At 59.6% G+C, this 25,925-nt stretch carries 25 protein-coding genes and 1 riboswitch; of the genes, 12 read left to right on the top strand and 13 right to left on the bottom strand.

Annotated elements, in window-relative coordinates; all coding sequences use genetic code 11:
• From ACQKP2_RS09105 to tkt, 6 genes are all read right to left on the bottom strand, one after another.
• On the bottom strand, nt 1–113 hold a 113-nt coding region (locus ACQKP2_RS09105; RefSeq protein WP_208540549.1), incomplete at its 3' end, for a class II fructose-bisphosphate aldolase.
• Nucleotides 114–365: 252 nt separating this feature from the next.
• Nucleotides 366–698: an MliC family protein gene (locus ACQKP2_RS09110; protein WP_427575942.1), complete on the bottom strand. Its 333-nt coding sequence runs from the start codon at nt 696–698 to the stop codon at nt 366–368.
• Between the two features lie 56 nt (nt 699–754).
• Entirely contained in the window at nt 755–976 is a 222-nt protein-coding gene (locus ACQKP2_RS09115) for a hypothetical protein (protein ID WP_427575943.1), read from the bottom strand.
• Between the two features lie 35 nt (nt 977–1,011).
• Nucleotides 1,012–2,175, bottom strand: a complete 1,164-nt coding sequence (locus tag ACQKP2_RS09120; protein ID WP_427575944.1) for a phosphoglycerate kinase — start codon at nt 2,173–2,175, stop codon at nt 1,012–1,014.
• 17 nt (nt 2,176–2,192) lie between these two features.
• Nucleotides 2,193–3,245 (bottom strand): erythrose-4-phosphate dehydrogenase, encoded by a 1,053-nt coding sequence (gene epd, locus ACQKP2_RS09125; protein WP_427575945.1) that lies wholly within the window; start codon nt 3,243–3,245, stop codon nt 2,193–2,195.
• A gap of 162 nt (nt 3,246–3,407) precedes the next feature.
• The gene (gene tkt / locus ACQKP2_RS09130) at nt 3,408–5,405 is read right to left on the bottom strand and encodes a transketolase (protein ID WP_427575946.1); all 1,998 of its coding nucleotides are present in this window, start codon (nt 5,403–5,405) and stop codon (nt 3,408–3,410) included.
• 271 nt (nt 5,406–5,676) lie between these two features.
• On the opposite strand from tkt, the gene ACQKP2_RS09135 reads away from it, so the two are divergent.
• From ACQKP2_RS09135 to ACQKP2_RS09150, 4 genes are all read left to right on the top strand, one after another.
• Nucleotides 5,677–6,672, top strand: a complete 996-nt coding sequence (locus ACQKP2_RS09135; protein WP_427575947.1) for an ArsR/SmtB family transcription factor — start codon at nt 5,677–5,679, stop codon at nt 6,670–6,672.
• Between the two features lie 18 nt (nt 6,673–6,690).
• A complete protein-coding gene (gene metK, locus ACQKP2_RS09140; RefSeq protein WP_427575948.1) occupies nt 6,691–7,881 on the top strand; it encodes a methionine adenosyltransferase in 1,191 nt (396 codons plus the stop codon).
• Between the two features lie 322 nt (nt 7,882–8,203).
• Nucleotides 8,204–9,883: an NAD-dependent DNA ligase LigB gene (ligB, locus tag ACQKP2_RS09145; protein WP_427575949.1), complete on the top strand. Its 1,680-nt coding sequence runs from the start codon at nt 8,204–8,206 to the stop codon at nt 9,881–9,883.
• Nucleotides 9,884–9,982: 99 nt separating this feature from the next.
• Nucleotides 9,983–10,378, top strand: a complete 396-nt coding sequence (locus ACQKP2_RS09150) for a DUF1090 domain-containing protein (RefSeq protein WP_427575950.1) — start codon at nt 9,983–9,985, stop codon at nt 10,376–10,378.
• 130 nt (nt 10,379–10,508) lie between these two features.
• Here the strand turns inward: ACQKP2_RS09150 and ACQKP2_RS09155 are convergent, their stop codons facing one another.
• Entirely contained in the window at nt 10,509–10,958 is a 450-nt protein-coding gene (locus ACQKP2_RS09155) for a c-type cytochrome (protein WP_427575951.1), read from the bottom strand.
• Nucleotides 10,959–11,100: 142 nt separating this feature from the next.
• Here ACQKP2_RS09155 and mltA point away from each other — a divergent pair, with 142 nt between their 5' ends.
• Nucleotides 11,101–12,285 carry a murein transglycosylase A gene (gene mltA, locus ACQKP2_RS09160; protein ID WP_427575952.1) on the top strand — a complete coding sequence of 395 codons (1,185 nt, stop codon included), beginning with the start codon at nt 11,101–11,103 and terminating at the stop codon, nt 12,283–12,285.
• 93 nt (nt 12,286–12,378) lie between these two features.
• On the opposite strand, the gene ACQKP2_RS09165 is transcribed toward mltA, so the two are convergent.
• Nucleotides 12,379–12,762, bottom strand: coding sequence for an MAPEG family protein (locus ACQKP2_RS09165; protein WP_427575953.1), 384 nt, complete (start codon nt 12,760–12,762; stop codon nt 12,379–12,381).
• 30 nt (nt 12,763–12,792) lie between these two features.
• Nucleotides 12,793–13,626 carry an EamA family transporter gene (locus ACQKP2_RS09170; RefSeq protein WP_427575954.1) on the bottom strand — a complete coding sequence of 278 codons (834 nt, stop codon included), beginning with the start codon at nt 13,624–13,626 and terminating at the stop codon, nt 12,793–12,795.
• Nucleotides 13,627–13,937: 311 nt separating this feature from the next.
• Between ACQKP2_RS09170 and ACQKP2_RS09175 the strand changes: the two genes are divergently transcribed.
• Nucleotides 13,938–15,107, top strand: a complete 1,170-nt coding sequence (locus ACQKP2_RS09175) for an MFS transporter (RefSeq protein ID WP_427575955.1) — start codon at nt 13,938–13,940, stop codon at nt 15,105–15,107.
• Here the strand turns inward: ACQKP2_RS09175 and ACQKP2_RS09180 are convergent, their stop codons facing one another.
• Nucleotides 15,108–15,995 (bottom strand): formate/nitrite transporter family protein, encoded by an 888-nt coding sequence (locus ACQKP2_RS09180; protein ID WP_427575956.1) that lies wholly within the window; start codon nt 15,993–15,995, stop codon nt 15,108–15,110.
• Between the two features lie 219 nt (nt 15,996–16,214).
• On the bottom strand, nt 16,215–16,619 hold the full coding sequence (locus ACQKP2_RS09185; RefSeq protein WP_427575957.1) for an acyl-CoA thioesterase: 405 nt from the start codon (nt 16,617–16,619) through the stop codon (nt 16,215–16,217).
• 197 nt (nt 16,620–16,816) lie between these two features.
• A riboswitch (S-adenosyl-L-homocysteine riboswitch) is annotated at nt 16,817–16,919 on the top strand.
• A 23-nt stretch (nt 16,920–16,942) separates the two neighbouring features.
• Here ACQKP2_RS09185 and ahcY point away from each other — a divergent pair.
• The 5 genes from ahcY to ACQKP2_RS09210 all read left to right on the top strand — a co-directional run bounded on the left by ahcY (nt 16,943) and on the right by ACQKP2_RS09210 (nt 23,475).
• On the top strand, nt 16,943–18,352 hold the full coding sequence (gene ahcY / locus ACQKP2_RS09190) for an adenosylhomocysteinase (RefSeq protein WP_427575958.1): 1,410 nt from the start codon (nt 16,943–16,945) through the stop codon (nt 18,350–18,352).
• Between the two features lie 165 nt (nt 18,353–18,517).
• Nucleotides 18,518–19,363 carry a methylenetetrahydrofolate reductase [NAD(P)H] gene (gene metF / locus ACQKP2_RS09195; RefSeq protein WP_427575959.1) on the top strand — a complete coding sequence of 282 codons (846 nt, stop codon included), beginning with the start codon at nt 18,518–18,520 and terminating at the stop codon, nt 19,361–19,363.
• A 76-nt stretch (nt 19,364–19,439) separates the two neighbouring features.
• Nucleotides 19,440–20,522: a hypothetical protein gene (locus ACQKP2_RS09200; RefSeq protein WP_427575960.1), complete on the top strand. Its 1,083-nt coding sequence runs from the start codon at nt 19,440–19,442 to the stop codon at nt 20,520–20,522.
• An 86-nt stretch (nt 20,523–20,608) separates the two neighbouring features.
• Nucleotides 20,609–21,424 (top strand): substrate-binding periplasmic protein, encoded by an 816-nt coding sequence (locus ACQKP2_RS09205; protein ID WP_427575961.1) that lies wholly within the window; start codon nt 20,609–20,611, stop codon nt 21,422–21,424.
• Nucleotides 21,425–21,645: 221 nt separating this feature from the next.
• On the top strand, nt 21,646–23,475 hold the full coding sequence (locus tag ACQKP2_RS09210; protein ID WP_427575962.1) for a DEAD/DEAH box helicase: 1,830 nt from the start codon (nt 21,646–21,648) through the stop codon (nt 23,473–23,475).
• A gap of 69 nt (nt 23,476–23,544) precedes the next feature.
• On the opposite strand, the gene ACQKP2_RS09215 is transcribed toward ACQKP2_RS09210, so the two are convergent.
• A complete protein-coding gene (locus ACQKP2_RS09215; protein WP_427575963.1) occupies nt 23,545–24,138 on the bottom strand; it encodes a YceI family protein in 594 nt (197 codons plus the stop codon).
• Nucleotides 24,139–24,170: 32 nt separating this feature from the next.
• Complete coding sequence (locus ACQKP2_RS09220; protein WP_427575964.1) at nt 24,171–24,722, bottom strand: cytochrome b; 552 nt, start codon at nt 24,720–24,722, stop codon at nt 24,171–24,173.
• Nucleotides 24,723–25,189: 467 nt separating this feature from the next.
• Here ACQKP2_RS09220 and ACQKP2_RS09225 point away from each other — a divergent pair, with 467 nt between their 5' ends.
• A complete protein-coding gene (locus tag ACQKP2_RS09225; protein WP_427575965.1) occupies nt 25,190–25,687 on the top strand; it encodes a hypothetical protein in 498 nt (165 codons plus the stop codon).
• Nucleotides 25,688–25,925: the final 238 nt, after the last annotated feature.

Below are 25,925 nucleotides of genomic sequence, written 5' to 3' on the forward strand. Positions count from 1 at the left end.
GCGGCTTCCATGATGGCGCGCATCTGCTCAAGGTTGTTGACGTTGAAGGCTGGAACGCCGTAGCCGAACTCGGCTGCGTGGTCCAGCATCTGGCGCATGCTGATAAGTGCCATTGTGGGTCTCTCTCCCGGTTGAGGGTCGTTAATCGTGCCAGCCTGCCGTAGCGGCGGCGGCTATTCAAGTTATTGCAGATCGGGGGTCGAGGCCCGGGCTGCTGATTCGGTACTGCTGAAATCTCTGGAACTGCACAGACCATGTGGGAGCGAGCCTGCTCGCGATTGCGATTGCACATTCAACATCGATATCGAATGTGCCGGCCTCATCGCGAGCAGGCTCGCTCCCACAATGGATCTGTGGTGTTTCAATTAATCCGCCTTGCAGCCACGGCCGATCAGATCATTGGTGGCGACCCAGTAAACCAGGCCCTCTTCACCCTTGACGTGAAACGCCAGCATGTTGTCGCTGTACAGCACACCGGACGCGCCTGGTTCTTCTTTCAGGCGATGAACCTGATCGGCGCCACCCAGGCGTACATCGACCTCCTTGCGGCTGTCATCGGTGTAGCGCCAAACCACCTTGGCCTGGCTGTCGCATGTCCATGTCGTCCAGTTATCCGCCGGTGCGGACGCCTGAAACGGGTTCCATTGCGCACAACCGCTCAACAATCCCAACGCCGCAACGGCGATCAAGCCTTTCATCCGTGTTCCTTAACCCGCGGTGAACGCCGCCGGCCCCGTGTAAAGAGTCAGACCCGTCAAGGACAACCATGTTCCTTGGCGGGCGTCTGTGTCTCGTATTTGTCCAGGCCTTCAGGCCCGGACCGCTTGTTGAGCACCGGATTGGTTTCTGCCTGCCAGTCGGCCTGGTAGCAACCATTTTGTGGTGCGGCCGGCGCAGATTCCGGCGTGGCTTGCGGGTGACTCCCGCAAGCGGCCAGCGATCCTGCGACGATCAACAACGCTAGCGTCTTGACCATCTGAACACTCCCTTGCCTGGTCAAACGGGCGACCCTCAGGCCTTGGCCCGGCTTTCCAGAACTTCGACGGCTGGCAGCACTTTGCCTTCGACGAATTCGAGGAATGCGCCACCGCCGGTGGAAATGTAGGAGATTTTTTCGGCAACGCCATACTTGTCGATGGCGGCCAGGGTGTCACCGCCACCTGCGATCGAGAATGCAGCGCTGTCGGCGATGGCCTGGGCCAGTACTTTGGTGCCGTTACCGAACTGATCGAATTCGAACACACCGACCGGACCGTTCCACAGAATGGTCTTCGACGCTTTCAGCAGATCGGCGAAGTTCGCCGCGGTCTGCGGGCCGATGTCCAGAATCATGTCGTCGGCAGCCACGTCGGCGATCAGCTTCACAGTGGCCGTAGCGCTTTCGGCGAACTCCTTGGCCACCACGACATCCACCGGCAGCGGAACACTGACCTTGGCGGCGATGGCGCGGGCGGTGTCCAGCAGGTCAGGCTCGTACAGGGACTTGCCGACCGGGTGACCGGCAGCCGCCAGGAAGGTGTTGGCGATGCCGCCACCGACGATCAACTGATCGCAGATCTGGCTCAGGCTGTTGAGCACGTCGAGCTTGGTCGACACCTTGGAACCGGCAACGATGGCGGCCATTGGCTTGGCCGGAGCGCCCAGGGCCTTGCCCAGCGCGTCCAGTTCGGCGGCCAGCAACGGACCTGCCGCGGCAACCTTGGCGAACTTGGCCACGCCATGGGTCGAACCTTCGGCGCGGTGAGCGGTGCCGAACGCGTCCATCACGAATACGTCGCACAGGGCAGCGTATTGCTGGGCCAGTTCGTCGGCGTTCTTTTTCTCGCCTTTGTTGAAGCGCACGTTTTCGAACAGCACGATGTCGCCGGCCTTCACGTCGACGCCACCCAGGTAGTCCGCCACCAGCGGCACTTCACGGCCCAGGGCGCGGCTCAGGTAGTCGGCCACTGGCTTGAGGCTGTTCTCGGCCGAGAACTCACCTTCGGTCGGGCGGCCAAGGTGCGAGCAGACCATCACCGCCGCACCTTTTTCCAGGGCCAGCTTGATGGTCGGCAGCGAAGCCAGGATACGCGCATCGCTGGTGACCACACCGTCCTTGACTGGGACGTTGAGGTCTTCGCGGATCAATACGCGCTTACCTTGCAGATCGAGGTCGGACATCTTCAACACGGTCATGGGTCGTACTTCCTGGATTACTTGTTTGTTGGAATCGCTGTCTGCAGATAATGCTCTGCAACATCCAGCATTCGATTGGCAAAACCCCATTCGTTGTCGAACCAGGCCAGGATGTTCACCAGCCGGGGGCCGGAAACGCGGGTCTGACTGGCATCGACGATGGCCGAATGAGGGTCATGATTGAAATCACAGCTTGCATGGGGTAGCTCGGTGTAGGCCAAAAGGCCCTTGAGCGGGCCGCTGGTCGCAGCTTCGCGCAGGATCCGGTTGACCTCGGTGGCGTCGGTATCGCTCGCCGTCTGCATCGTAATGTCGAGGCAGGAGACGTTGACCGTCGGCACACGTACGGCTTTGGCCTGAATTCGCCCGGCAAGTTCCGGCAACAGGCGTTCAATGCCGCGCGCCAGCCCGGTAGACACCGGGATCACCGATTGAAACGCCGAGCGGGTGCGACGCAGGTCTTCATGATGATAGGCATCGATGACCGGCTGATCATTCATCGCCGAGTGAATCGTGGTGATCGACACGTACTCCAGGCCAACGGCCTGATCGAGCAGACGCAACAACGGTACGCCGCAGTTGGTGGTGCAGGAGGCGTTGGACACCAGCAGCTCGTCGCCGCTCAGGCAATCCTGGTTCACGCCGTAGACGATGGTGGCGTCGACATCCGACTCGCTGGCCATCGGCTGGGAAAACAGCACCCGGGGGGCGCCCGCATCAAGAAAACGCTGGCCATCTTCACGGGTGTGATAAGCGCCGGAACATTCCAGCACCAGATCGACGCCCAGGGACGCCCAATCGATGCCTTCGGGAGTGGCACTGCGCAGGACCTTCACGCAGTCGCCATTGATATGCAGACAGTCGCCGTCGACCCTCACTTCGCCGGGAAAACGCCCGTGCGTGGAGTCGAAGCGCGTCAGGTATTCGATGCTGGCCATATCGGCCAGGTCGTTGATCGCGACAATCTCGAACCCGGCATCCGCTCCTCGCTCGAACAACGCACGCAAGACGCAACGACCGATACGGCCGTAGCCGTTGAGTGCAACTTTGTAGGGACGCGGTTGGGGCATGAGGGTTCTCGATCTCGTTAACAACACAACACTCTGTAGGAGCGAGCACGCTCGCGATGGAGGACAGAGCACCGCGGGGTGTCAGGCTTCCCGCGTTTTCGTTGACGTCCATCGCGAGCGTGCTCGCTCCTACAGGGGATCGCGGTGGTCGCCGCGTCGTGCTTAGTCTTCCAGCAGCTCTTCAGCCTGACCCAGGATGTTGTCCAGGGTGAAACCGAATTCTTCGAACAGGGCGGAAGCCGGCGCCGATTCACCGTAAGTGGTCATGCCGATCACGCGACCTTCAAGGCCGACATACTTGTACCAGTAGTCGGCGATGGAAGCTTCGATCGCAATACGGGCGCTGACCTGCAACGGCAGAACCGATTGCTTGTAGCCGGCATCCTGGGCATCGAACACGCTGGTGCACGGCATGGAAACCACGCGCACTTTGCGACCCTGTTCGGTCAGCTTGTCGTAAGCCTGAACAGCCAGCCCGACTTCCGAACCGGTAGCAATCAGGATCAGCTCAGGCTCGCCCGCGCAATCCTTGAGCACGTAACCGCCACGGCTGATGTCGGCGATCTGCAGGGCATTGCGGGTCTGGTGCTGCAGGTTCTGACGCGAGAAGACCAGGGCCGAAGGACCGTCCTTGCGCTCCAGTGCGTACTTCCAGCACACCGCCGATTCAACGGCGTCGGCTGGACGCCAGGTGTCGAGGTTCGGCGTGCTGCGCAGGCTGGCCAGTTGCTCGATTGGCTGGTGAGTCGGGCCGTCTTCGCCCAGACCGATGGAGTCGTGGGTGTAGACATGGATCACACGCTGCTTCATCAGGGCCGACATGCGCACCGCATTGCGAGCGTATTCCATGAACATCAGGAAGGTCGCACCGTAAGGCACCAGTCCGCCGTGCAGGGCAACGCCGTTCATGATGGCGGTCATGCCGAACTCGCGCACGCCGTAGTACATGTAGTTGCCGCTGGCATCTTCGGCGCTGACGCCTTTGCAGCCTTTCCACAGGGTCAGGTTGGAACCTGCCAGGTCAGCCGAACCACCGAGGAATTCAGGCAGCAGCGGGCCGAATGCGTTCAGGGCGTTCTGGCTGGCTTTACGGCTGGCGATGGTTTCGCCCTTGGCCGCCACTTCGGCGATGTAGGCATCGGCCTTTTCAGCGAAGTCGGCCGGCAGATCGCCGCTCAGGCGACGGATCAGTTCGTTTGCCAGGTCAGGGAAGGCAGCGGAGTAGGCCGCGAAGCGCTGGTCCCACTCGGCTTCCACGGCGCGGCCGGCTTCCTTGGCATCCCACTCGGCGTAGATGTCCGCCGGGATTTCGAACGGGCCGTGGTTCCACTTCAGTGCCGCACGGGTCAGGGCGATTTCCGCGTCACCCAGCGGGGCGCCGTGGCAGTCTTCCTTGCCTTGCTTGTTCGGCGAACCGAAACCGATGGTGGTCTTGCAGCAGATCAGGGTTGGCTGTGCGTTCTTGCGTGCCGTCTCGATCGCAGTCTTGATTTCTTCCGGATCGTGACCGTCAACGTTGCGAATCACTTGCCAGTTGTAGGCTTCGAAACGCTTGGGCGTGTCATCGGTGAACCAGCCTTCGACTTCGCCGTCGATGGAGATGCCGTTGTCATCGTAGAAAGCGATCAGTTTGCCCAGGCCCAGAGTACCGGCCAGGGAGCCGACTTCATGGGAAATGCCTTCCATCATGCAGCCATCACCCAGGAACACGTAGGTGTGGTGGTCAACGATGTTGTGGCCTGGACGGTTGAATTGCGCCGCCATGACTTTTTCAGCCAAGGCAAAGCCCACGGCATTGGCCAGGCCCTGACCCAATGGACCGGTGGTGGTTTCGACACCCGGGGTGTAACCGAACTCCGGGTGGCCCGGGGTGCGGCTGTGCAGTTGACGGAATTGCTTGAGGTCTTCGATCGACAGGTCGTAGCCGGTCAGGTGCAGCAGCGAGTAGATCAGCATCGAACCATGACCGTTGGACAGCACGAAGCGGTCACGGTCGGCGAACGATGGATTGCTCGGGTTGTGCTTGAGGTAGTCGCGCCAAAGCACTTCGGCGATATCCGCCATACCCATGGGGGCACCGGGGTGGCCGCTGTTGGCTTTTTGCACGGCATCCATGCTGAGGGCACGAATGGCGTTGGCACGCTCACGACGGCTAGGCATCGCTGATCTCCTGGGTTCTGAATCTGAAGGTGAATAATCGAAACGGAAAAAAGGCGAGCATTTTCCCTCACCCGGACGTCTCGGGGCAATGACAGATAGTCATCTGAAGGCGTTTTTCCAATGGATAACGACGGTTTCCACTGATGAAACCTTTCCGCCGTCCGTCAGTGGACCGAGGCCAGCGCCGAGAAGTGCCATCTATCGAGCAATATCAAAACTTTTTGATATTGCTCTTGCGATGCTTCCAGCGCGTGACTAGACTGCCGGCCTTATGAACCTGCGCGTGCCCTCCATTCGACATGACGATTGCGATGAGCTGGCGGCCCTTTGCAAGGCCGGCGGCGATCCTCTGCGGTTGAATGTGTTGCGCGCGCTGGCCAACGATTCGTTTGGCGTGCTGGAGCTGGCGCAGATCTTCGGCATCGGCCAGTCCGGCATGAGCCATCACCTCAAGGTATTGGCCCAGGCCGATCTGGTAGCGACCCGCCGTGAGGGCAATGCGATTTTCTACCGTCGCGCCCTGCCTCACACCGGCCTGCCCGGCGGCAAGTTGCATGCAGCATTGCTTGAAGAAGTGGATGAACTGACCCTGCCCGTCGATGTGCAATCACGGATCACTCAGGTTCACGAACAACGGGCGGCGGCCAGCCAGGATTTTTTCTCGCGGGTCGCAGAGAAGTTTCGCGCCCAGCAGGATTTGATTGCCGGATTGCCGCAGTACCGTGAGAGCGTGGTGGCCCTGCTCGACAAACTGAGCTTCGGCGAAGGCGCCACGGCCATTGAGGTCGGTCCCGGAGACGGTGCGTTTCTGCCGGACCTGGCGCGTCGCTTTACCCAGGTCACGGCGCTGGACAACAGCCAGGCGATGCTCGAACTGGCGCGCCAGGTCTGCGAACGTGAAAAGTTGACTAATGTCCGCCTGCAATTGGCCGATGCCTTGAATGGTGTCAACCTCAGGGCCGATTGCGTTGTACTGAACATGGTGCTGCATCATTTCGCCGCGCCGGCCGATGCACTCAAGCACATGGCCAATTTGCTGCAATCAGGCGGTAGCCTGCTAGTGACAGAGTTATGCAGCCACAACCAGAGTTGGGCCAGGGAAGCCTGCGGTGATCTCTGGTTGGGGTTTGAACAGGACGATCTGGCCCGTTGGGCCACCGCTGCGGGACTCGTTCCCGGGGAAAGCCTCTATGTAGGCTTACGTAATGGTTTCCAGATTCAGGTCCGCCATTTTCAGCGACCGGCTGGCGACACTCACCATCGGTAATTTCAGGAAAACATCGAGATGAGCGAATACTCCCTTTTCACCTCCGAGTCCGTGTCTGAAGGGCATCCGGACAAAATCGCCGACCAGATTTCTGATGCGGTGCTGGACGCCATCATTGCTGAAGACAAGTTCGCCCGAGTGGCGTGCGAGACTCTGGTGAAAACGGGCGTTGCGATCATCGCTGGTGAAGTCACCACGTCTGCCTGGGTTGACCTGGAGCAGATCGTCCGTGACGTGATCACCGACATCGGCTACACCAGCTCCAACGTCGGCTTCGACGGCGCAACCTGCGGCGTGATGAACATCATCGGCAAGCAGTCCCCGGACATCAACCAGGGCGTTGACCGTGCCAAGCCTGAAGATCAGGGCGCCGGCGACCAGGGCCTGATGTTCGGCTACGCCAGCAACGAAACCGACGTGCTGATGCCTGCGCCGATCACCTTCTCGCACCAGCTGGTTCAGCGCCAGGCCGAGGCCCGCAAATCCGGCCTGCTGCCTTGGCTGCGCCCGGACGCCAAGTCGCAAGTGACCTGCCGTTACGAAAACGGCAAGGTTGTCGGTATCGACGCCGTTGTTCTGTCGACCCAGCACAACCCGGAAGTGTCGTACAACGACCTGCGCGAAGGCGTGATGGAACTGATCGTCAAGCACGTGCTGCCTGCCGAACTGCTGTCCAAGGACACCCAGTTCCACATCAACCCGACCGGCCAGTTCATCATCGGCGGCCCGGTGGGCGACTGCGGCCTGACCGGTCGCAAGATCATCGTCGACAGCTACGGCGGCATGGCCCGTCACGGCGGTGGCGCGTTCTCCGGCAAGGATCCATCGAAGGTTGACCGTTCCGCTGCCTACGCCGGTCGTTACGTGGCGAAGAACATCGTCGCTGCCGGCCTGGCCGAGCGTTGCGAGATCCAGGTTTCCTACGCCATCGGCGTCGCTCAGCCGACTTCGATCTCGCTGAACACCTTCGGCACCGGCAAGATCAGCGATGACAAGATCATCAAGCTGGTTCGCGAAGTGTTCGACCTGCGTCCGTACGCGATCACCAAAATGCTCGACCTGCTGCACCCGATGTACCAGGAAACCGCGGCGTACGGCCACTTCGGTCGTATTCCGGGCACCAAGACCGTGGGTGACGATACCTTCACCACCTTCACCTGGGAAAAAACCGACCGCGCCGACGCACTGCGCGCTGCCGCCGGCCTGTAAGCCTCCCGGTTGTACAAAAAAGCCCCGCACGGTTCGCCGTGCGGGGCTTTTTGTTTTCTTGCGCCTGAAACTGTGCCCCTCCGTAGGAGAGAGCGGGCGGCGATCCGACTTGCCCGCGAAAGCGGTGTGCCTGTTGGTTGTGATTTTGAATGTGCCGACCCTGTTCGCGGGCGAGCCTCGCTCCTACAGCAAAAGCGGTGTACCTGTAGGAGCGAGGCTTGCCCGCGAAGAAGCCAGCCAAAACATTCGGTAAGACACCCGCTCCTTGCGCTCTCTAAACTGACCTAGCCTTCAAGCATCCCCCTGAGCAAGGATGCTCGCGATGCCCCTCAACCCGCGCCTGTTGTTCACCTGCCTGCTTGGCTTTGCCAGCCTTGAAGCCAACGCCACCCAATGCCCGGACTGGCCCACCGAACGCGCATCGAACGAAATCACCGCCCTGCAAGAACAGATCGGCACCTGGGACGACAGTTATCACCGCGAGGGTAAATCCCTGGTCGCCGATGAACTCTACGACCAGTCCCGAACGCGTCTTGCCCATTGGCGACACTGCTTCGATACCGGAGCGTCCGTAGATCCGCTGCGCACTGCACGCGGCACGATTGCCCATCCTGTGGTTCATACCGGCCTGGAAAAACTCCCTGACGGGCAAGCCGTCGAACGCTGGCTGCGTGATCGCACAGATGTCTGGGCCCAACCCAAGGTCGATGGCGTGGCGGTGACACTGATCTATCAGCGCGGCCTGCTGATTCGGGCGATCAGTCGCGGCGACGGAACACACGGCCAGGATTGGTCGGCATCGGCGCAGCGGATCGCTGGCATTCCACAAAAACTGTCGCAGCCTTTGGACCTGCTGGTGCAAGGCGAACTCTACTGGCGCCTGACCGATCACGTACAAGCCAAGGCAGGCAGCCTGAACGCACGCGCCACGGTCGCCGGCTTGATGGCGCGCAAATCGTTGAACCCCGAACAGGCCGCAGGAATCGGGCTGTTTGTCTGGGACTGGCCCGAAGGTCCAGCGGGCTTGCCCGAGCGCATCGCGATGCTGGAGCAACTGGGCTTTACCGGCACTGCGCACTACAGCCAGCCGATCACCACATTGGCCGATGCGCAGCACTGGCGTGATCACTGGTATCGCTCGCCCCTGCCATTCGCCAGCGACGGCATCGTCCTGCGTCAGTCGCATCGTCCTCCCGTCGACCGCTGGCAAGCCAGGCCGCCCTACTGGAGCGTTGCCTGGAAATATCCCTTCGCCCGCGCACTGGCGCAGGTCAGCAAGGTTCACTTCAGGATTGGCCGTACCGGGAAAATCACTCCAGTGCTGGAACTGACACCGGTGATCCTCGATGACCGGCAGATCAAACGCGTCAGCGTCAGCTCCTTTCAACGCTGGCAGGCACTGGACATTCGGCCGGGCGACCAGGTCGCCATCAGCCTGGCCGGCCTGACCATTCCCCGACTGGATGAGGTGGTCTTGCGCAGCACGGAGCGCGAGGCGTTGAATGTGCCGCAGGCAACGGATTTCCATGCCTTGAGTTGCTGGCAACCGACACCGGGATGCAAGGATCAGTTTCTCGCGCGCCTGACCTGGCTCAGTGGCAAGCAGGGGCTGGCACTGCCCCATGTGGGACCCGGCACCTGGAAAAAACTGCTTGAAGCAGGTCACTTGAACAGTCTGCTGGATTGGCTGACCCTCGATGCCCAAGAGCTTGCTAACATTGACGGTTTCGGCGAGCGCACCGCAGCACGGCTCTCGAGCAGTTTCGATAATGCCCGGCAACGCCCTTTCACCCACTGGCTCAAAGCCCTGGGTATGCCGCCGACAGGGCAGGCACAACTTGCTGATTCATGGCAGGTGCTGGCGCAACGAGATGTTGAACAATGGCAGGCCGAAACGGGAATCGGTCCGGGGCGAGCAGCGCAATTGAGCGCTTTTTTCCGCGCCCCTCAGGTCCTTTACTTGAGCGAGAGATTGCGTGAGGCCGGCGTTGACGGATTTTAGCCACCGGCAATGCCGCTTCAACCGGGAACCCTCCATGACCGACGGGCTCCAACAAGCCATTGCCGCTGTGACACGATTGCCTTATCACATGGAGCTTTTATGAAATTTCTTTCACCGCTCGCCCTGCTGACCCTTTGCGGCGTGATGGCCGCCCCGCTGATGGCGGCCGAGGAGGCACCCGAGCTGACCGGCTGCGCAGCCAAGAAGCAAGGCATCGTCAACCAGATCGAACAGGCCCAGTCCCGTGGCAACGCGGAGCAGCAGGCGGGCCTGGAAAAAGCCCTGAGCGAAGTCACCGCCAACTGCACCGATGCCTCGCTGAAAAAGGAGCGGGAAAACAAGGTGCTTGAAGCCAAGCACGAAGTCAGCAAGCGCCAGGCCGATCTCGAGAAGGCCATGAAAAACGGCGATCCGGAGAAGATCGACAAGCGCAAGGACAAACTGGCCGAATCCCGCAAGCAGTTGCAGGAAGCCGTGGATGAACTGGATAAGTAAGAACAGCTAGCGTTCAAGCATGGGGGCTACCACAGCCACCTGTATCGCGAGCGGGCTCACTCCTGCAACTGCATGCATTTTCCTGCGGGAACGAGCCTGCTCGCGAAGAGGTCAGACTGGACACCCTCAATCAATGATCCCTGAACTCCCTATGGCAAGCACTGCACGCATCTTCGACTTTCTGCACCGCCGGCCCGAGATTGCTGGCCTTGTAGGGTTGAACCTTGCTGACGATCACCAGTTCGCCTGTGGCGGTTTCCAGCGTGCGAGCCATTTCCTGAAAGCGGGCCTGTTTCTGCCAGACATCGCTTTTGGCACTGGTGTGGTCTTCTTCGCGCACTTGCGGAAAATGCTGCCATGGCTCATGGGACAACGCATCGAGCTTCACCGCGCCCTCAGCGAATTTCGGACCATCGAACGGAATGCGACCACGCAGCATCCCGCCCAGGTCTTCACCGGTCTTGAGCATTTGCTTGAAAATGGCCTTGCGCTGGCCGAGCGGCGAATTGGGATCGACACCGCCGCAAGCGGACAATGTCAGGCAGGCCAGCAATACAACGGAAAGTCTTTTAAGAGTCATAGTGGCTTCAGGCTTTCGACTTCAGGTCAGGGGAAACGGCCGCCAGTATCCTCGCGTCATCGGCAAACACCAATAGCCCTATTATCAATAAGGATTGCCTGAGTGCATCGCACGCACCTGCAATCGGCAAAGGAATCACTTCATGAACACCCGCTTCAAGGCATGGCGCCGCAGTCTGATCTGGACCCTGCCAATGGCAGTCCTGCTCGCAGGCTGCACCGGCGGCGAAAACACCAAGCCGAAAACCCATGCCCTGGCCACCTACTCCAGCGCCACATGGGAGGCACTGCCGACAGTGTCCGACAACGATCTTGTCGCCGGCTTCGGTTCGTGGCGCAGCGCCTGCACGCGACTCAAGTCCGACCCGGTCTGGGGCACGACCTGCGCAGCCGCCGCCAATGTGCCGCAAACCGCCGGTGAAATACGCGGATTTCTCAAGCAGAACCTGGATGTCTATGGTTTGCGCGCCGCCAACGACAACCCCAACGGCCTGATCACCGGCTACTACGAACCGGTCTACCCGGGCAGCCTGACCCAAACGGCTACGGCAAATATCCCGGTGTACGGTGTCCCCGAAGACATGATCATTGTCGCCCTGGACAGCATCTATCCGGAACTCAAGGGCAAACGCCTGCGCGGACGTCTCGAAGGTCGGGTGCTCAAGCCTTACGACGATGCGGCCACCATCGAGAGCAAGGGCGTCAAGGCGCCGGTCGTGGCATGGCTGACCGACCCGATGAATCTGCAATTCCTGCAAATCCAGGGCTCGGGGCGCATCCAGCTCGACAATGGCCGGCAGTTGCGCATCGCCTATGCCGACCAGAACGGCCACCCTTATCGGCCGATCGGACGATGGCTGGTGGAACAAGGCGAACTGAAGAAAGAAGACGTCACCATGAATGCCATCAGCGACTGGGCCAAGGCCAACCCGACGCGCATTCCGGAACTGCTCGGCAGCAACCCCAGCTATGTGTTCTTCACCCGCAACCCGGACAGCAACGAAGGGCCTCGCGGCTCGCTCAACGTTCCCTTGACGGCCGGCTACAGCGCTGCGGTGGATCGCAAGGTCATTCCGCTGGGCAGCCTGTTGTGGTTATCCACAACCCGCCCGGATGGCAGCGCACTGGTACGTCCGGTGGCGGCCCAGGACACCGGTGGCGCCATTGCCGGTGAAGTTCGTGCGGACCTGTTCTGGGGCACCGGTGATGCGGCCGGGCAGTTGGCCGGGGATATGAAGCAGCAGGGGCAGATCTGGATGCTCTGGCCCAAAGGCGCGGCATTGCCGCAAGTGCCGCAGGTGGCTGACGCAGAGAAGACCAAGCCCTGAGACCCGTCTCGGCAGTTAGATAGTTATCGCGAGCAGGCTCGCTCCCACAGGGTCAACGCCAGACCTGTAGAAGTGCGCCTGCTCCCGGCGAATTCAGGCCGACACCACGAAGAAACTCACGATCAACCCCATCCCGACAAACCAGGCCAGCGACCGCAGTATCGCCAGGTCCGCCAGATAGAAAATGATGTAAAGCAACCGACTGGTGATGAACAACACCGACAGCACATTGATCGTCACCAGCTCCGCGTTGCCAACCAGATGCGCCACGATCACCGCCGCGGCGAACGCCGGCGTCACCTCCAAGCTGTTCAGTTGCGCCGCGTGCGCCCGCTTGCCCACACCTTGCAGCGAATCGAGAAATCCGCGCGGGTCGTGATTGTCTTTCAAACCGTACCCGCCGCTGGCCTTGGCCACCGCCGTGCACACGTATGGCAGGAAGATCGCGATCAAAATGCACCACAGGGCAACCGTCATGAATCAGTCCTTTTTCAGGTTTCAGAACACTCAGAATTTCATCACCAGCATGCCGATCAACACCAGCCCACAGGCCAGGAGCCGAGGTCTGCCAAATGGCTCCTTCAAGTAGCGCATGCCGAACAGCACCACCAGAATCACGCTGATCTCGCGCAAGGCCGCCGCTTCGGCAATCGAGCCCAGTTGCATGGCCCACAGCACCAGAGCGTAGCTGAACAACACGCAGAACCCGACCGCCAGCCCCAACCGCCACTGTTCACGCCAGAACAACTTGAACGCGGGGCGCTTGCCCACCCAGGCCAGCAACGGAAACGGCCACGCACTGAGCAACGTCACCCAGACCAGGTAGTCCAGTGGATGCGACCAGCGCCGCAGTGCCTGCCCGTCGATGTAGGTGTAGCTGCCGATGCAGATACCGATCAGCGCCACCACCGGCAACATCGACCAGGGCAACCGCGCCCCGCCACCGCCCTGCAAGAGCAGGCACAGCATGCCAAGCGGGATCAGCAGAATGCCGAAGATCTGTTGATGGGTCAGTGTTTCCCCGGCAAAGATCAATGTCAGCGCCAGCACCACCAATGGCGACAACCCGCGCATCAGCGGATAGACCAGCCCCAGATCGCCGACCCGATAGGCCTGAATCAGCAAAAAGCGATAAAGCAGTTCGAACGCTGCCGAGGCCAGAATCCATGGCCAGATCTCCAGCGGCGGCAGCGACACGAATGGCAACGCTGCGGCGACAAACAACATCGCCACGCTGTCCATGCACGCCACGACCAACAAGCGCTCCGCGCTGAATTTGATCAGGGTATTCCACGCTGCATGCAACAGCGCCGCCAATAACACCAGTGCTGTAGCAAGCACGGCACACTCCTTTTGAAATTCTCCGCACTCCTCTGTAGGAGCGAGCATGCTCGCGATGACCGCAAGAACACCGCGGGGTGTCAGGCCGCCAGCATTATCGTTGACGTCCATCGCGAGCTTGCTCGCTCCTACAGAAGAGCGAATTGATTCGCCATATGTCAGCCGCTGTTTATACTGCAAACGACCACGCCGCACTCAGTTGCGCACAGACCAATTCCAAAAAATTTGCCCTTGCCCGCTCTCACAGAGAAGGGTCCTGGGCATGCGTATGCCTGATCACAGCGTCAAGACTACCGACAGAGACCTTGCGCATGCCACTCGCCTTGCTTGCCCTCGCTGTTGCCGCTTTCGGCATCGGCACCACTGAATTCGTCATCATGGGCTTGCTGCCCGATGTCGCCCGCGACCTCGCAGTGAGCATTCCCGATGCAGGACTGCTGATTACCGGTTACGCCCTGGGCGTGGTATTCGGGGCGCCGATACTCGCAGTCGGTACCGCCAACATGCCGCGCAAGGCCACACTGCTGGGCATGACGCTGATGTTCATCCTCGGCAACATGCTCTGCGCCCTGGCACCGAACTACGCCACGCTGATGGCTGCGCGGGTGATTACCGCGCTGTGCCATGGTGCGTTCTTCGGTATTGGCTCGGTGGTGGCGGCCGGTTTGGTGGCGCCGAACAAACGGGCCCAGGCGATTGCCATGATGTTCACCGGCCTGACCCTGGCCAACGTGCTGGGCGTGCCATTGGGCACGGCGCTTGGACAATACGCCGGTTGGCGCTCGACGTTCTGGGCGGTGTCGGTGATCGGTGTGATCGCCGCGATTGCGCAATGGATCTGGCTGCCGAAAAACATTGCAATGGACAAAGCCAACCTGGCCAGCGAATTCAGGGTACTGGGCAAGGGCAACGTGTTATTGGCGCTGGGCATGAGCGTGCTGGCCTCGACCAGCCTGTTCAGCGTATTCACCTACATCGCCCCCATTTTGCAGGACATCACCGGCGTCAGCCCTCACGGCGTGACCATCATGCTGCTGTTGTTCGGCGCGGGCCTGACGGCAGGCAGCATGCTCGGTGGGCGACTGGCCGACAGTCGCCTGCTGCCGTCACTGGTCGGCATGGCACTGGCCGTGGTGCTGGTGTTGGCCGCCTTCAGCCAGACCAGCCACTCGGTGATCCCGGCGGCCATCACGCTGGTGCTGTGGGGGACTTTCGCTTTCGCACTCTGCCCGATCCTGCAATTGCTGATCATCGACCAGGCACACGAGGCACCGAACCTGGGCTCGACCCTGAACCAGAGTGCATTCAACCTCGGTAATGCGGCGGGCGCCTGGATTGGCGGCCTGGTCGTGGCCAGCGGCGCGGACCTGGCGGATCTGCCCTGGACCGGTGCGTTGGTCAGCGGCCTTACGGTGCTGGCTGCGCTGTACTTTATCTTGCGGCAACGACGCAGTGCCGCTGTACCGGAGCTGGCTGGCTGATCATCTTTCGTTGTTTTGCGGGTCCGGTGCATCGCTCTGTTTTTCATGCGGTTTCGGTGCACCGCTCTCACTGCGAATCTGCGCATGACTGATCAGCGCAAAAATAAAACTGCCACCGATGATGTTCCCCGCCAGCGTGGGCCCGGCGAACACCAGCCAGAAATCCCGCCATGGCAGCTCGCCGGCAAACACCAGGTACGAGACTTCCAGTGATCCGACCACAATGTGGGTGAAGTCCCCCAGCGCCATGAAATAAGTGATGAGGATAATGATCCACATCTTCGCGCTCTCCATGGACGGAATCATCCAGACCATGGTGGCAATCATCCAGCCCGAAACAATGCCTTTGGCGAACATCTGGCTGGCATGGTTTTCCATGACCTTGCGTCCGATGTCGAGGAAGGCGACGTCTGTCTTGCTGTCGAAAATCGGCAGTTCCAGCATGACGTAGGCGACCAGCAAGGTGCCGCAAAGGTTGCCGAACAGCACCACGGACCACAGCCGAATCAATCGCCCCAGGTTGCCCAGCGTGGGTTTGCTCATGATCGGCAACACGGCGGTCAGGGTGTTTTCGGTGAACAATTGCTGGCGGCCGAGGATCACTGCGAGGAAGCCCGCGCAGTAGCCGAAGCTGGCAATCACCTTGAAACCTTCACCCTCCGGCAGACGGGAGTTGAGCAATCCCATGCCCATCAATGACAGGCCCATGGTCAGGCCCGCGGCCAGTGCCGACCACCACAATGCGGCCACACTGCGCTCCAGCTCCTGATCACCCTGGGTGCGAATGATTTCATGCAGCACCGCCGCGCGCGGTGGCTGGCTCTTTTCGACCTCATGCTGCTCCTTGGCCGTGAGGTCGGGGGTTTTGCCGTCGCTTGAGGAGTTCATGGTATGCGCAACCGGTGGCGGGCTATTTAGCTACGACCCTTGCCGCCCCGATAACGTTCTATATGTAGGAGCGAGCATGCTCGCGATGGATGCCAGAGCACCGCGGGGTGTCAGGCCGCCAGCGTTATCGTTGACGACCATCGCGAGCAGGCTCGCTCCCACAGGTACGGCGGTTTTTCTGTGGGAGCGAGCCTGCTCGCGATGAACGCACCACGGATTTTACTGAGCAGTGTCATCGTCCTTGAACTGGTCTTTGACGTACTTGATTTCGGTCCGGCCATGAGGCGCGGGCAAACCGTCCTCGCCCAGATTGACGAAAACCATCTTCTCCACGGTCAGGATACTTTTGCGGGTGATCTTGTTACGCACTTCACAGGTCAGGGTGATCGAGGTGCGACCGAACTCGGTGGCGGTGATACCCAGCTCGATGATGTCGCCCTGACGGGAGGCGCTGACAAAGTTGATCTCGGAAATGTACTTGGTCACGACACGCTGATTGCCCAACTGGACGATCGCGTAAATCGCCGCTTCTTCGTCGATCCAGCGCAACAGGCTGCCACCGAACAGCGTGCCATTGGGGTTGAGGTCTTCGGGCTTGACCCATTTGCGGGTATGGAAATTCATGTTCACTCCTGACCATCTTGCCGGTTGATGCCTGAATCATGGCAGAGCCCACACCAGAGCTCTATCCGGTATCGACTATGGTCTCGATTACCATTCGGACATTGACCGACAGAAACCCTTTGGAAGATCAGCATAGCCCGCTATAATCGCCCCCGTTTCAAAACGGTAACCTTCACTTGCTACCGTTTTCCCGCCACCTGTCCGAGGGGCGCTGCAGCAGGTTCGACCTGTCAGGCTCGGATGGGGCGTTGCCTGGCCTTGAATGGCCGGATACTTAACGCACAACGGCGCCCATTCGCATACTTTACGAATGGAGGCTCTTCATGAGCGCTGTCATCACGCCTGCAGATTTTACCGATTACAAAGTCGCCGACATGTCCCTGGCTGCCTGGGGCCGTCGCGAAACCATCATCGCCGAATCCGAAATGCCTGCCCTGATGGGTCTGCGTCGCAAGTACTCCGAAGAGCAACCGCTCAAGGGCGCGAAGATCCTCGGCTGCATCCACATGACCATCCAGACCGCCGTGCTGATCGAAACCCTGGTTGCCCTGGGTGCCGAAGTGCGCTGGTCGTCCTGCAACATTTTCTCCACTCAGGACCAGGCCGCCGCTTCCATCGCCGCTGCCGGCATCCCGGTTTTCGCCTGGAAAGGTGAAACCGAGGAAGAGTACGAGTGGTGCCTGGAGCAAACCATCCTCAAGGATGGCCAGCCTTGGGATGCCAACATGATCCTCGACGACGGCGGCGACCTGACCGAGCTGCTGCACAAGAAGTACCCACAGGTACTGGATCGCGTCCACGGTGTGACCGAAGAAACCACCACCGGCGTTCACCGTCTGCTGGACATGCTGGCCAAGGGCGAGCTGAAGATCCCGGCCATCAACGTCAACGACTCGGTGACCAAGAGCAAGAACGACAACAAGTACGGCTGCCGTCACAGCCTGAACGACGCGATCAAGCGCGGTACCGACCACCTGCTGTCCGGCAAGCAAGCGCTGGTCATCGGTTACGGTGACGTGGGCAAGGGCTCTGCACAGTCCCTGCGTCAGGAAGGCATGATCGTCAAAGTGTCCGAAGTCGACCCGATCTGCGCCATGCAAGCCTGCATGGACGGTTTCGAAGTGGTTTCGCCGTTCATCGACGGCATCAACAACGGCACCGAAGCAAGCATCGACAAGGCACTGCTGGGCAAGATCGACCTGATCGTGACCACCACCGGCAACGTCAACGTTTGCGATTCGAACATGCTCAAGGCCCTGAAGAAGCGCGCCGTTGTCTGCAACATCGGTCACTTCGACAACGAAATCGACACCGCTTTCATGCGCAAGAACTGGGCATGGGAAGAAGTGAAGCCACAGGTTCACAAGATCCACCGTACCGGCGCAGGCAGCTTCGACCCGCAGAACGACGACTACCTGATCCTGCTGGCCGAAGGCCGCCTGGTTAACCTGGGCAACGCCACTGGCCACCCAAGCCGCATCATGGACGGCTCGTTCGCCAACCAGGTACTGGCGCAGATCTTCCTGTTCGGCCAGAAGTACGCCGACCTGTCGCCGGCCCAGAAAGCCGAGCGCCTGACCGTTGAAGTACTGCCGAAGAAACTCGACGAAGAAGTGGCCCTGGAAATGGTCCGTGGCTTCGGCGGCGTGGTAACTCAACTGACCAAGACCCAGGCCGACTACATCGGCGTGACTGTCGAAGGTCCGTTCAAGCCACACGCCTACCGCTACTGATCAGCCAGCTGCTCCCCCTGTAGGAGCGAGCAAGCTCGCGATGGTGGTCAACGATAACGTTGGCCCCCTGACACCCCGCGGTGTCTGGTCGTCTATCGCGAGCATGCTCGCTCCTACAGGTACAGGGAGCCAGCTTCCGCCTTATGCGTTTTCAAGGGTATGACCATGTCCCAAGATCGTCGCTACAGCTTCGAGTTCTTCCCTACGAAGACCGACGCTGGGCATGAAAAGCTGCTCGCCACTGCCCGTCAGTTGGCCACTTACAACCCCGACTTCTTCTCCTGCACCTATGGCGCTGGTGGTTCGACCCGTGATCGCACCCTCAACACCGTTTTGCAGCTTGAAAGCGAAGTCAAAATTCCAGCCGCCCCGCACCTGTCCTGCGTGGGCGACAGCAAGGACGAGCTGCGCGGCCTGTTGAGCCAGTACAAGGCCGCCGGCATCACCCGCATCGTCGCACTGCGCGGCGACCTGCCTTCGGGCATGGGCATGGCCAGTGGCGAATTGCGCCATGCCAATGACCTGGTCGAATTCATTCGTGAAGAATCCGGCGACCACTTCCATATCGAAGTCGCTGCCTATCCGGAAATGCACCCGCAAGCGCGCAATTTCGAAGACGATATCGCCAACTTCGTTCGCAAGGCCAAGGCCGGCGCCAACAGCGCAATCACCCAGTATTTCTTCAACGCCGACAGCTATTTCTACTTTGTCGAGCGGGTGCGGGCACTGGGCGTGAACATCCCGATCGTGCCTGGCATCATGCCGATCACCAACTACAGCAAACTGGCACGTTTCTCCGACGCTTGCGGTGCGGAAATCCCGCGCTGGATCCGCAAGCAACTGGAAGCCTACGGCGACGACACCCAGAGCATTCAGCGTTTCGGCGAGCAGGTCATCACCGAAATGTGTGAACGTTTGTTACAAGGTGGCGCACCGGGCCTGCACTTCTATACCCTGAATCAGGCCGAAGCCAGCCTGGCGGTGTGGAACAACCTGAAGCTACCGCGCTGATCGGTTCCACGCAGCCAAACAGGCCCTCCTCGGAGGGCCTTTTTCATTCATCGAGCCCATGGAATGCTGTAATTCAATGATGACCACGCCCTCGACGACGCGCCCTCAACTCGTTTATCTGGTTTTCGGTTCCGAGACTTACCATCAGGAAGCCGTGTTCAGCATTGCCAGCGCGTTGGCCTGGCTGCGTGAAACACCCGAGGCAGGGCTCGACATCCAGGTCTTCAGTGACAACCCGCAACCCTACGAACAGCTACCGGTGCGTGTTCGCCCGCTCGACGAAGCCACCCGCCGACGCTGGAACGAACCCCATGGCTATCATTTCCGCGCCAAGCACGTCGCCCTGCGTACGGTGTTGGAAGAATTCGAAACCGCACTGCTGATCGATACCGACACATTCTTCCATTGCTCCCCCCTCAAACTGTTCGAACGCGTGCAGCCTGGCAGCTTGCTGTGCAACGACTACTACACCCACTACGGCAACAACAAGGAAAACGTTCTCTACAGTGCGCTGTCGGCCAGGCTCATGGAAAAGGGTCTGGCGGATGATCAGATGATGCTGCTCAACTCAGGCGTCATCGGCCTGCACCGCCAGGATGCTCAACTGCTCGACCGCTCTATCGCGCTGATCGACGAGTTGTTCCCCTTCGCAAAAGGCGCCTACACACTCGAAGAATTCTGTCTGTCCGTAGCGGCTTACCGAACAGTGGAGATCAACAAGTGCCCGGACCTGATTCACCACTACTGGAGCCGCAAGCAACTGTTCCGGGCCAAGGTCAAGGCCTGGATCCACAAACATGCCGCACAACCGACCAGCCAGGCGGCCCTGGACGACACTCACCGCGTATCGGCCCGACTGCCTCGACCACCGCGTGCCCAACGAGTGCTGTACAAAGTCATCACCCTGGCGCTGCCTGCGAATTTGCGCCAGTTCATCCGTGAGATTCTCTACGGCTGCTACGACCACCCCAACGAGTTCGACAGGGCCAGCGGCCCCGTCTGGTGGGAAAAGGCGCTGGAAAATCAGCAAGAGCGTCTGGGCACCCCGGTTTCCCGGCATTTGCTTGAGCAATGGTTCTCCAATGGCCTGGTCAAAATGATTCTTGGTCAGCGGCGTGCAGCCATCCATGAACACTTGCTCAATTCATCATGCAAATAGAGAAGTAGCGCCCAATCTGTCCAGGGACGCGTTAAACATGCGCGCCAGAGCTTCTCATTCGGTCATCGGCGTACTAACCTCAGGCCATGCCCTCCTTTGCCCAGTTGCTGACCGCCGTGCTTTTTACTTGCCTGAGCTTCACCGCCTGGGGCGAGAGACTGCGTATTGTCACGGAGCCGTGGGCACCTTACGTCTATGAGGAAAACGGCAGCGCCCTGGGATTGGACTACGAAACCACCGCTATCGTCTTCAAACGTCTTGGTATCGAGGTTCAATGGCAGTTCCTGCCGTGGAAGCGCTGCCTTTCGATGCTCGAATCGGGTCAGGCAGACGGCGCCCTGGACATATTCCACAGTGACGAGCGCGATGCCACCCTGCTCTACCCGAGCGAACCGCTCTCGCAAGTGCAGTTCGTGATGTTCTACGCCAATGAGCGTCCCCACCCATTCCGCACCCTCGACGAATTACGTGGCCTGACCATCGGCACCTCGCCGGGTTACCTGTACAGCCAGGACTTCAGGGAGTCGACGCTGTTTACCCGCGAACCGGCACCCAGCCACGAAGCCAACTTCGGCAAGCTGCTGCGCGGACGAATCGACTTGCTGATCACCGATCGCCGGGTCGGACAGCATTTGCTCGATCAATTGAACATTCGCGACAAAATCACCGAAAACCCGACCATCATCAGCCAGCAGAGCCAGTTTCTGGCGGTGCGCCGCAATGCCGGCATGGACTTGCTGGTGCAACGCTTCGGTGCCGAACTCAAGCGTTTCAAGCGCGAACCCGCCTATGCCGAGCTGAGCGCCCGATACGGCGCTGCTCCGGATAGTGCGATCAATCCTGCAAGCGCCACCGCCACCCGAGCGAAAACCGTTGAGCAGCAGGAAAGCGGCGCACAGTGATTGCTCTGTTATACTCCGGCGTTCCCGCCAGGCTTACGCCCGGACACCCGGAATCGTTCAAGGTATCTCGACCCGCTACAGCGCAGCCTTTTGGCCCGCGCGAGCGCTCCAGACGAGCCTTCGAGACCGAGGCTGGACCGGACGGGATTGCGTCCTCTAACGCCATTCGCGCCAGGCAAGACTCCCATTGGGCCCAGCCCTAACTGACAACAGGATTACTCATGTCCTTTGCTTCCCTCGGTCTCTCCGAGGCTTTAGTCCGCGCCATCGAAGCGGCGGGCTATACCGAGCCTACTCCGGTGCAACAGCGGGCCATTCCCGCCGTGTTGCAAGGTCGCGACCTGATGGTCGCGGCACAGACAGGTACCGGTAAAACCGGTGGTTTCGCCCTTCCGATTCTGGAGCGGTTGTTCCCCAACGGTCACCCGGACAAATCCCAGCGTCATGGCCCGCGCCAACCGCGCGTACTGGTCCTGACGCCCACCCGCGAACTCGCCGCGCAAGTGCATGACAGCTTCAAGGTCTATGCCCGTGACCTGAAATTCGTCAGTGCCTGCATCTTCGGCGGCGTCGGCATGAACCCGCAGGTTCAGGCCATGTCCCGTGGCGTGGACGTGCTGGTAGCGTGCCCTGGCCGACTGCTCGACCTCGCCGGCCAAGGCAGCGTCGATCTGTCCCACGTGGAAATCCTCGTGTTGGACGAAGCCGACCGCATGCTCGACATGGGCTTCGTCCATGATGTGAAGAAAGTCCTGGCCCGCCTGCCGGCCAAGCGCCAGAACCTGCTGTTCTCGGCGACTTTCTCCAAGGACATCACCGACCTTGCCAGCAAGCTGCTGCACAACCCGGAACGCATCGAAGTCACGCCACCGAACACCACGGTCGAGCGCATCGAACAGCGCGTATTCCGCCTGCCGGCAAGTCACAAGCGCGCACTGCTGGCGCATCTGATCACCGCCGGCGCCTGGGAACAGGTGCTGGTGTTTACCCGTACCAAGCATGGCGCCAACCGCCTGGCCGAGTACCTGGACAAGCACGGCCTGAGCGCCGTCGCGATCCACGGCAACAAGAGCCAGAATGCCCGTACCAAAGCCCTGGCCGATTTCAAGGCCGGCACTGTGCGCATCATGGTCGCCACCGATATCGCCGCACGCGGCCTCGACATCGACCAGTTGCCACATGTGGTCAACTTCGAACTGCCGAACGTCGATGAAGACTATGTACACCGCATTGGCCGTACCGGCCGTGCCGGTCGTTCGGGCGAAGCGATCTCGCTGGTGGCCCCGGACGAAGAAAAGCTGCTGAAAAGCATCGAGCGCATGACCCGGCAGAAGATCCCTGACGGTGATCTGATGGGCTTCGATGCCAGCGCCGTGGAAGCGGAAAAACCCGAAGCCCGCGAGCGTCCGGACATGCGCAACCCTCGCAACCCGCGCGGCCCGCGTGGTGAAGGTTCGAACAGCGGCAGCGGCAGTGGCGGTCGCAAGGACAAGGGCAAGGACAAAGGCAAGGAAAAGCCGGCCGCGTCCGCTCGTGGCGAGCGCCCGGCCCGCGAACAGCGTCAAGCAAGCCAGCCGCCGCGCGTCCCTGCCGACCGTGATCCGGATGAATTCCTGGATGACGATATCGACAACTTCGGCAACCGTGTCGACTACGTGCCCAAGCAAGCACCGGCACCGGGCCGCGGTCGTCGCCCGGGCGCCCAGGGTCAGGGCGCAGGTTCAAGTGCGGGCGCCGGCGCGCCACGTGGCGGCAAGCCACAGGGTCGCCAGAACGGTCCGCGCAACAGCGACGGCACTCCCAAGCGCAGCGGCCAACGCAGCGGTGGTCAACGTGATGGCCAGCCCCGTCGCGAAGACTCGCGCAATCGTCGCCCGGCTCGCGACGACCAGTCCCGCTCTGAACCGGCCGTGCAGAATCCGCGGGGCAATGCACCAAAGATCATGCACAAGGAGTCGAAAATCGACCGTTTCCCGACACCTGAGCAGCTGGATCAATTGCCAAGCCGTCCTCGTGGCGAAAAACCGGCGTTGCTGACCCGCAACCGCTGAGTGTTCTCCAGGCAATAAAAAACGCCCCTGATCGCAAGATCAGGGGCGTTTTTGTATCGGTCGCGAAAATTACTTCGCTTTGACACCTTCGAACGAAATGATCAGTTTCACTTCGTCAGACTGTGGACCCAGGTCCATCATCTTGCCGAAATCAGAACGCTTGATGCTGGTGGTACCTTCGAAGCCGGCACGGTAGCCGCCCCATGGATCCTTGCCTTCGCCCACGAAGATCGCCTTGACGACAACAGGCTTGGTGACGCCGTGAATGGTCAGGTCGCCAGTGACGTCGGCAGTGTCTTTGCCATCGGCATTCTTGCCGGTGGATTTGACGCTGGTGGACACGAAGGTGGCCTTGGCGAATTTATCCACTTCCAGGAAGTCTTTGCTGGAGATGTGCTTGTCACGCTCGGCGTTGTTGGTGAAGACGCTGGCGGTGTTCACGTTGAACTCGATCTTGCTGTCTTCAGGCTTGGCAGCATCAAAGCTGAATTTGCCGTCGATGTCCTTGAAAGTACCGTAGATGTAGCTGTAGCCCAGGTGGCTGATCTTGAAGTTGACAAAGGCGTGCTGGCCTTGCTTGTCAACGACGTAGTCAGCCGCCATCACATTGGCGGACAGCAGTGCGGAACCGATAGCCAGAGCGGCGAGAGTCTTTTTCAACATGCTTTGTTTTCCTTGAGAGTCGAGGTTGAACTTCAGGCTTTGCGACCGAGCATGCGCTTGAGGGTCACATCACGGTCAATAAAGTGGTGTTTCAATGCTGCCAACGCATGGAGGCCGGAAAAAATGACCAGCGTCCACGCCAGGTAGAGGTGAATCGCCCCGGCGTTATCCGCCTGGTCCGGCAGTCCGGAAACCAGCGCAGGCACTTCAAACCAGTCAAACACCGGAATCCCGACACCTTCTGCGGTGGAAATCAGGTAACCGGCAATCATCACAGCGAACAAACAGACATACAGAAAGGCATGGCCAAATTTCGCGCCCAGGCGCGTCATGCGGCTGTAGCTGGCCAACGTCGGTGGTGGCGGGCTGACAAACCGCCACAACACGCGCAACACCATGAACCCCAGCAGAATCAACCCGATGCTCTTGTGAATATCCGGCCCGGCTTTACGCCAGGGGTCGTAGTAGCCAAGGTCGACCATCCACAAGCCCAGGGCGAACAAGCCGAACACGGCCAGCGCCACGCCCCAGTGCAGAAAAATGCTGACCCAGCCATAGCGAGAAGTGGAGTTACGTAGCTGCATTGCCTAGATCCCTGTAAGTGCTGGCCCAAGACTATCGATTTACCTATCGAATTAAAGCGGAAAAATTCGCTTTGAAATATCGAAAAAATCGATGTGGAGTCTAAAACAGCTGAGTTAAGGAAAGATTAAAGTCCAAATTGTGAAAAGAAGTGAATACAAACCGGAGAACACCTGTACCAGAGGGTTTATTCGGCTCCAGCCACCCCATTTTTTCGGGCAGAAAACGCCCCCCTGTAGGAGCGAGCATGCTCGCGATGGACGTCAACGAAAACGCGGGCTTCCTGGATAACCGCGGCACCCTCCGGCCCATCGTCGGAACGCCGCCCGGAGCATGCTCGCTCCTACAGGGCCACAGGCTTTTCTGTTGCGTGCTGACGATTTTGGAAAAGCGATAAATATATATGGCCACCTAGGCATTTAAACTTGATCAAATAAGCGCTCAACAACTATTTGATTAAGGTGAAGATATGGCCATTAATTACACCCCCTTTCAAGCAAACGGCTCGCCGGTACTGCCTCCTAATCAAACAATGTCGCCGGGGCAATATCTAACGTCACTGAGCGGGCGATTTAGATTGGTATTGCAAGCTGATGGAAATTTGGTCATTACGGATAATGGGGCAGTAGTGTGGACTGCAGATACCAATCAGCCTTATAGCCGAACCACCCATCCGAAAAGGATGAGTGAACCGCTGATGTTTGTTATCAGTAATAGTGGCTTTCTTTATGATCCGTCCAGAAGGCGACTGTGGGTTGCCGAAAGCACTCACAGTATTGACAAATCGCTTTGGCACAACAGTTGGATGTCTATGCAAGATGATGGAAATTTGGTTATTTACGATCAGCGCACAGGAAACTTGTGCTGGGCGCGATTTGGTTTCGTTCCTGGACGTATTACAAAGCCCAAAGAAAGGCTCGTCAGAGACCTTCCATATAGTGAGGGGCATACTATTTGGAGATTTTGAGAGACATCCTCTATATATATCTCGAGATACTTAAGAGCTTTTGAATATTGGCTTTGGCTCCAAACAGTCAGGATAGTATGGATCAATATCGCATTTATGGGCCAGTTCAGGGGCATGTAGCTTGAGATCCAATCGGCCATTTACACAGCCAAGAACAGCTAACAAAACCATTACAACTACTAGCGCTTTCATACACCTCTCCAGTTTTTAAGAGATATTTGATTATTTGATGCTCAAG

Origin of the sequence: Pseudomonas sp. NPDC089569 (genome assembly GCF_050280625.1) — a bacterium.
Taxonomy (GTDB): Bacteria; Pseudomonadota; Gammaproteobacteria; order Pseudomonadales; family Pseudomonadaceae; genus Aquipseudomonas.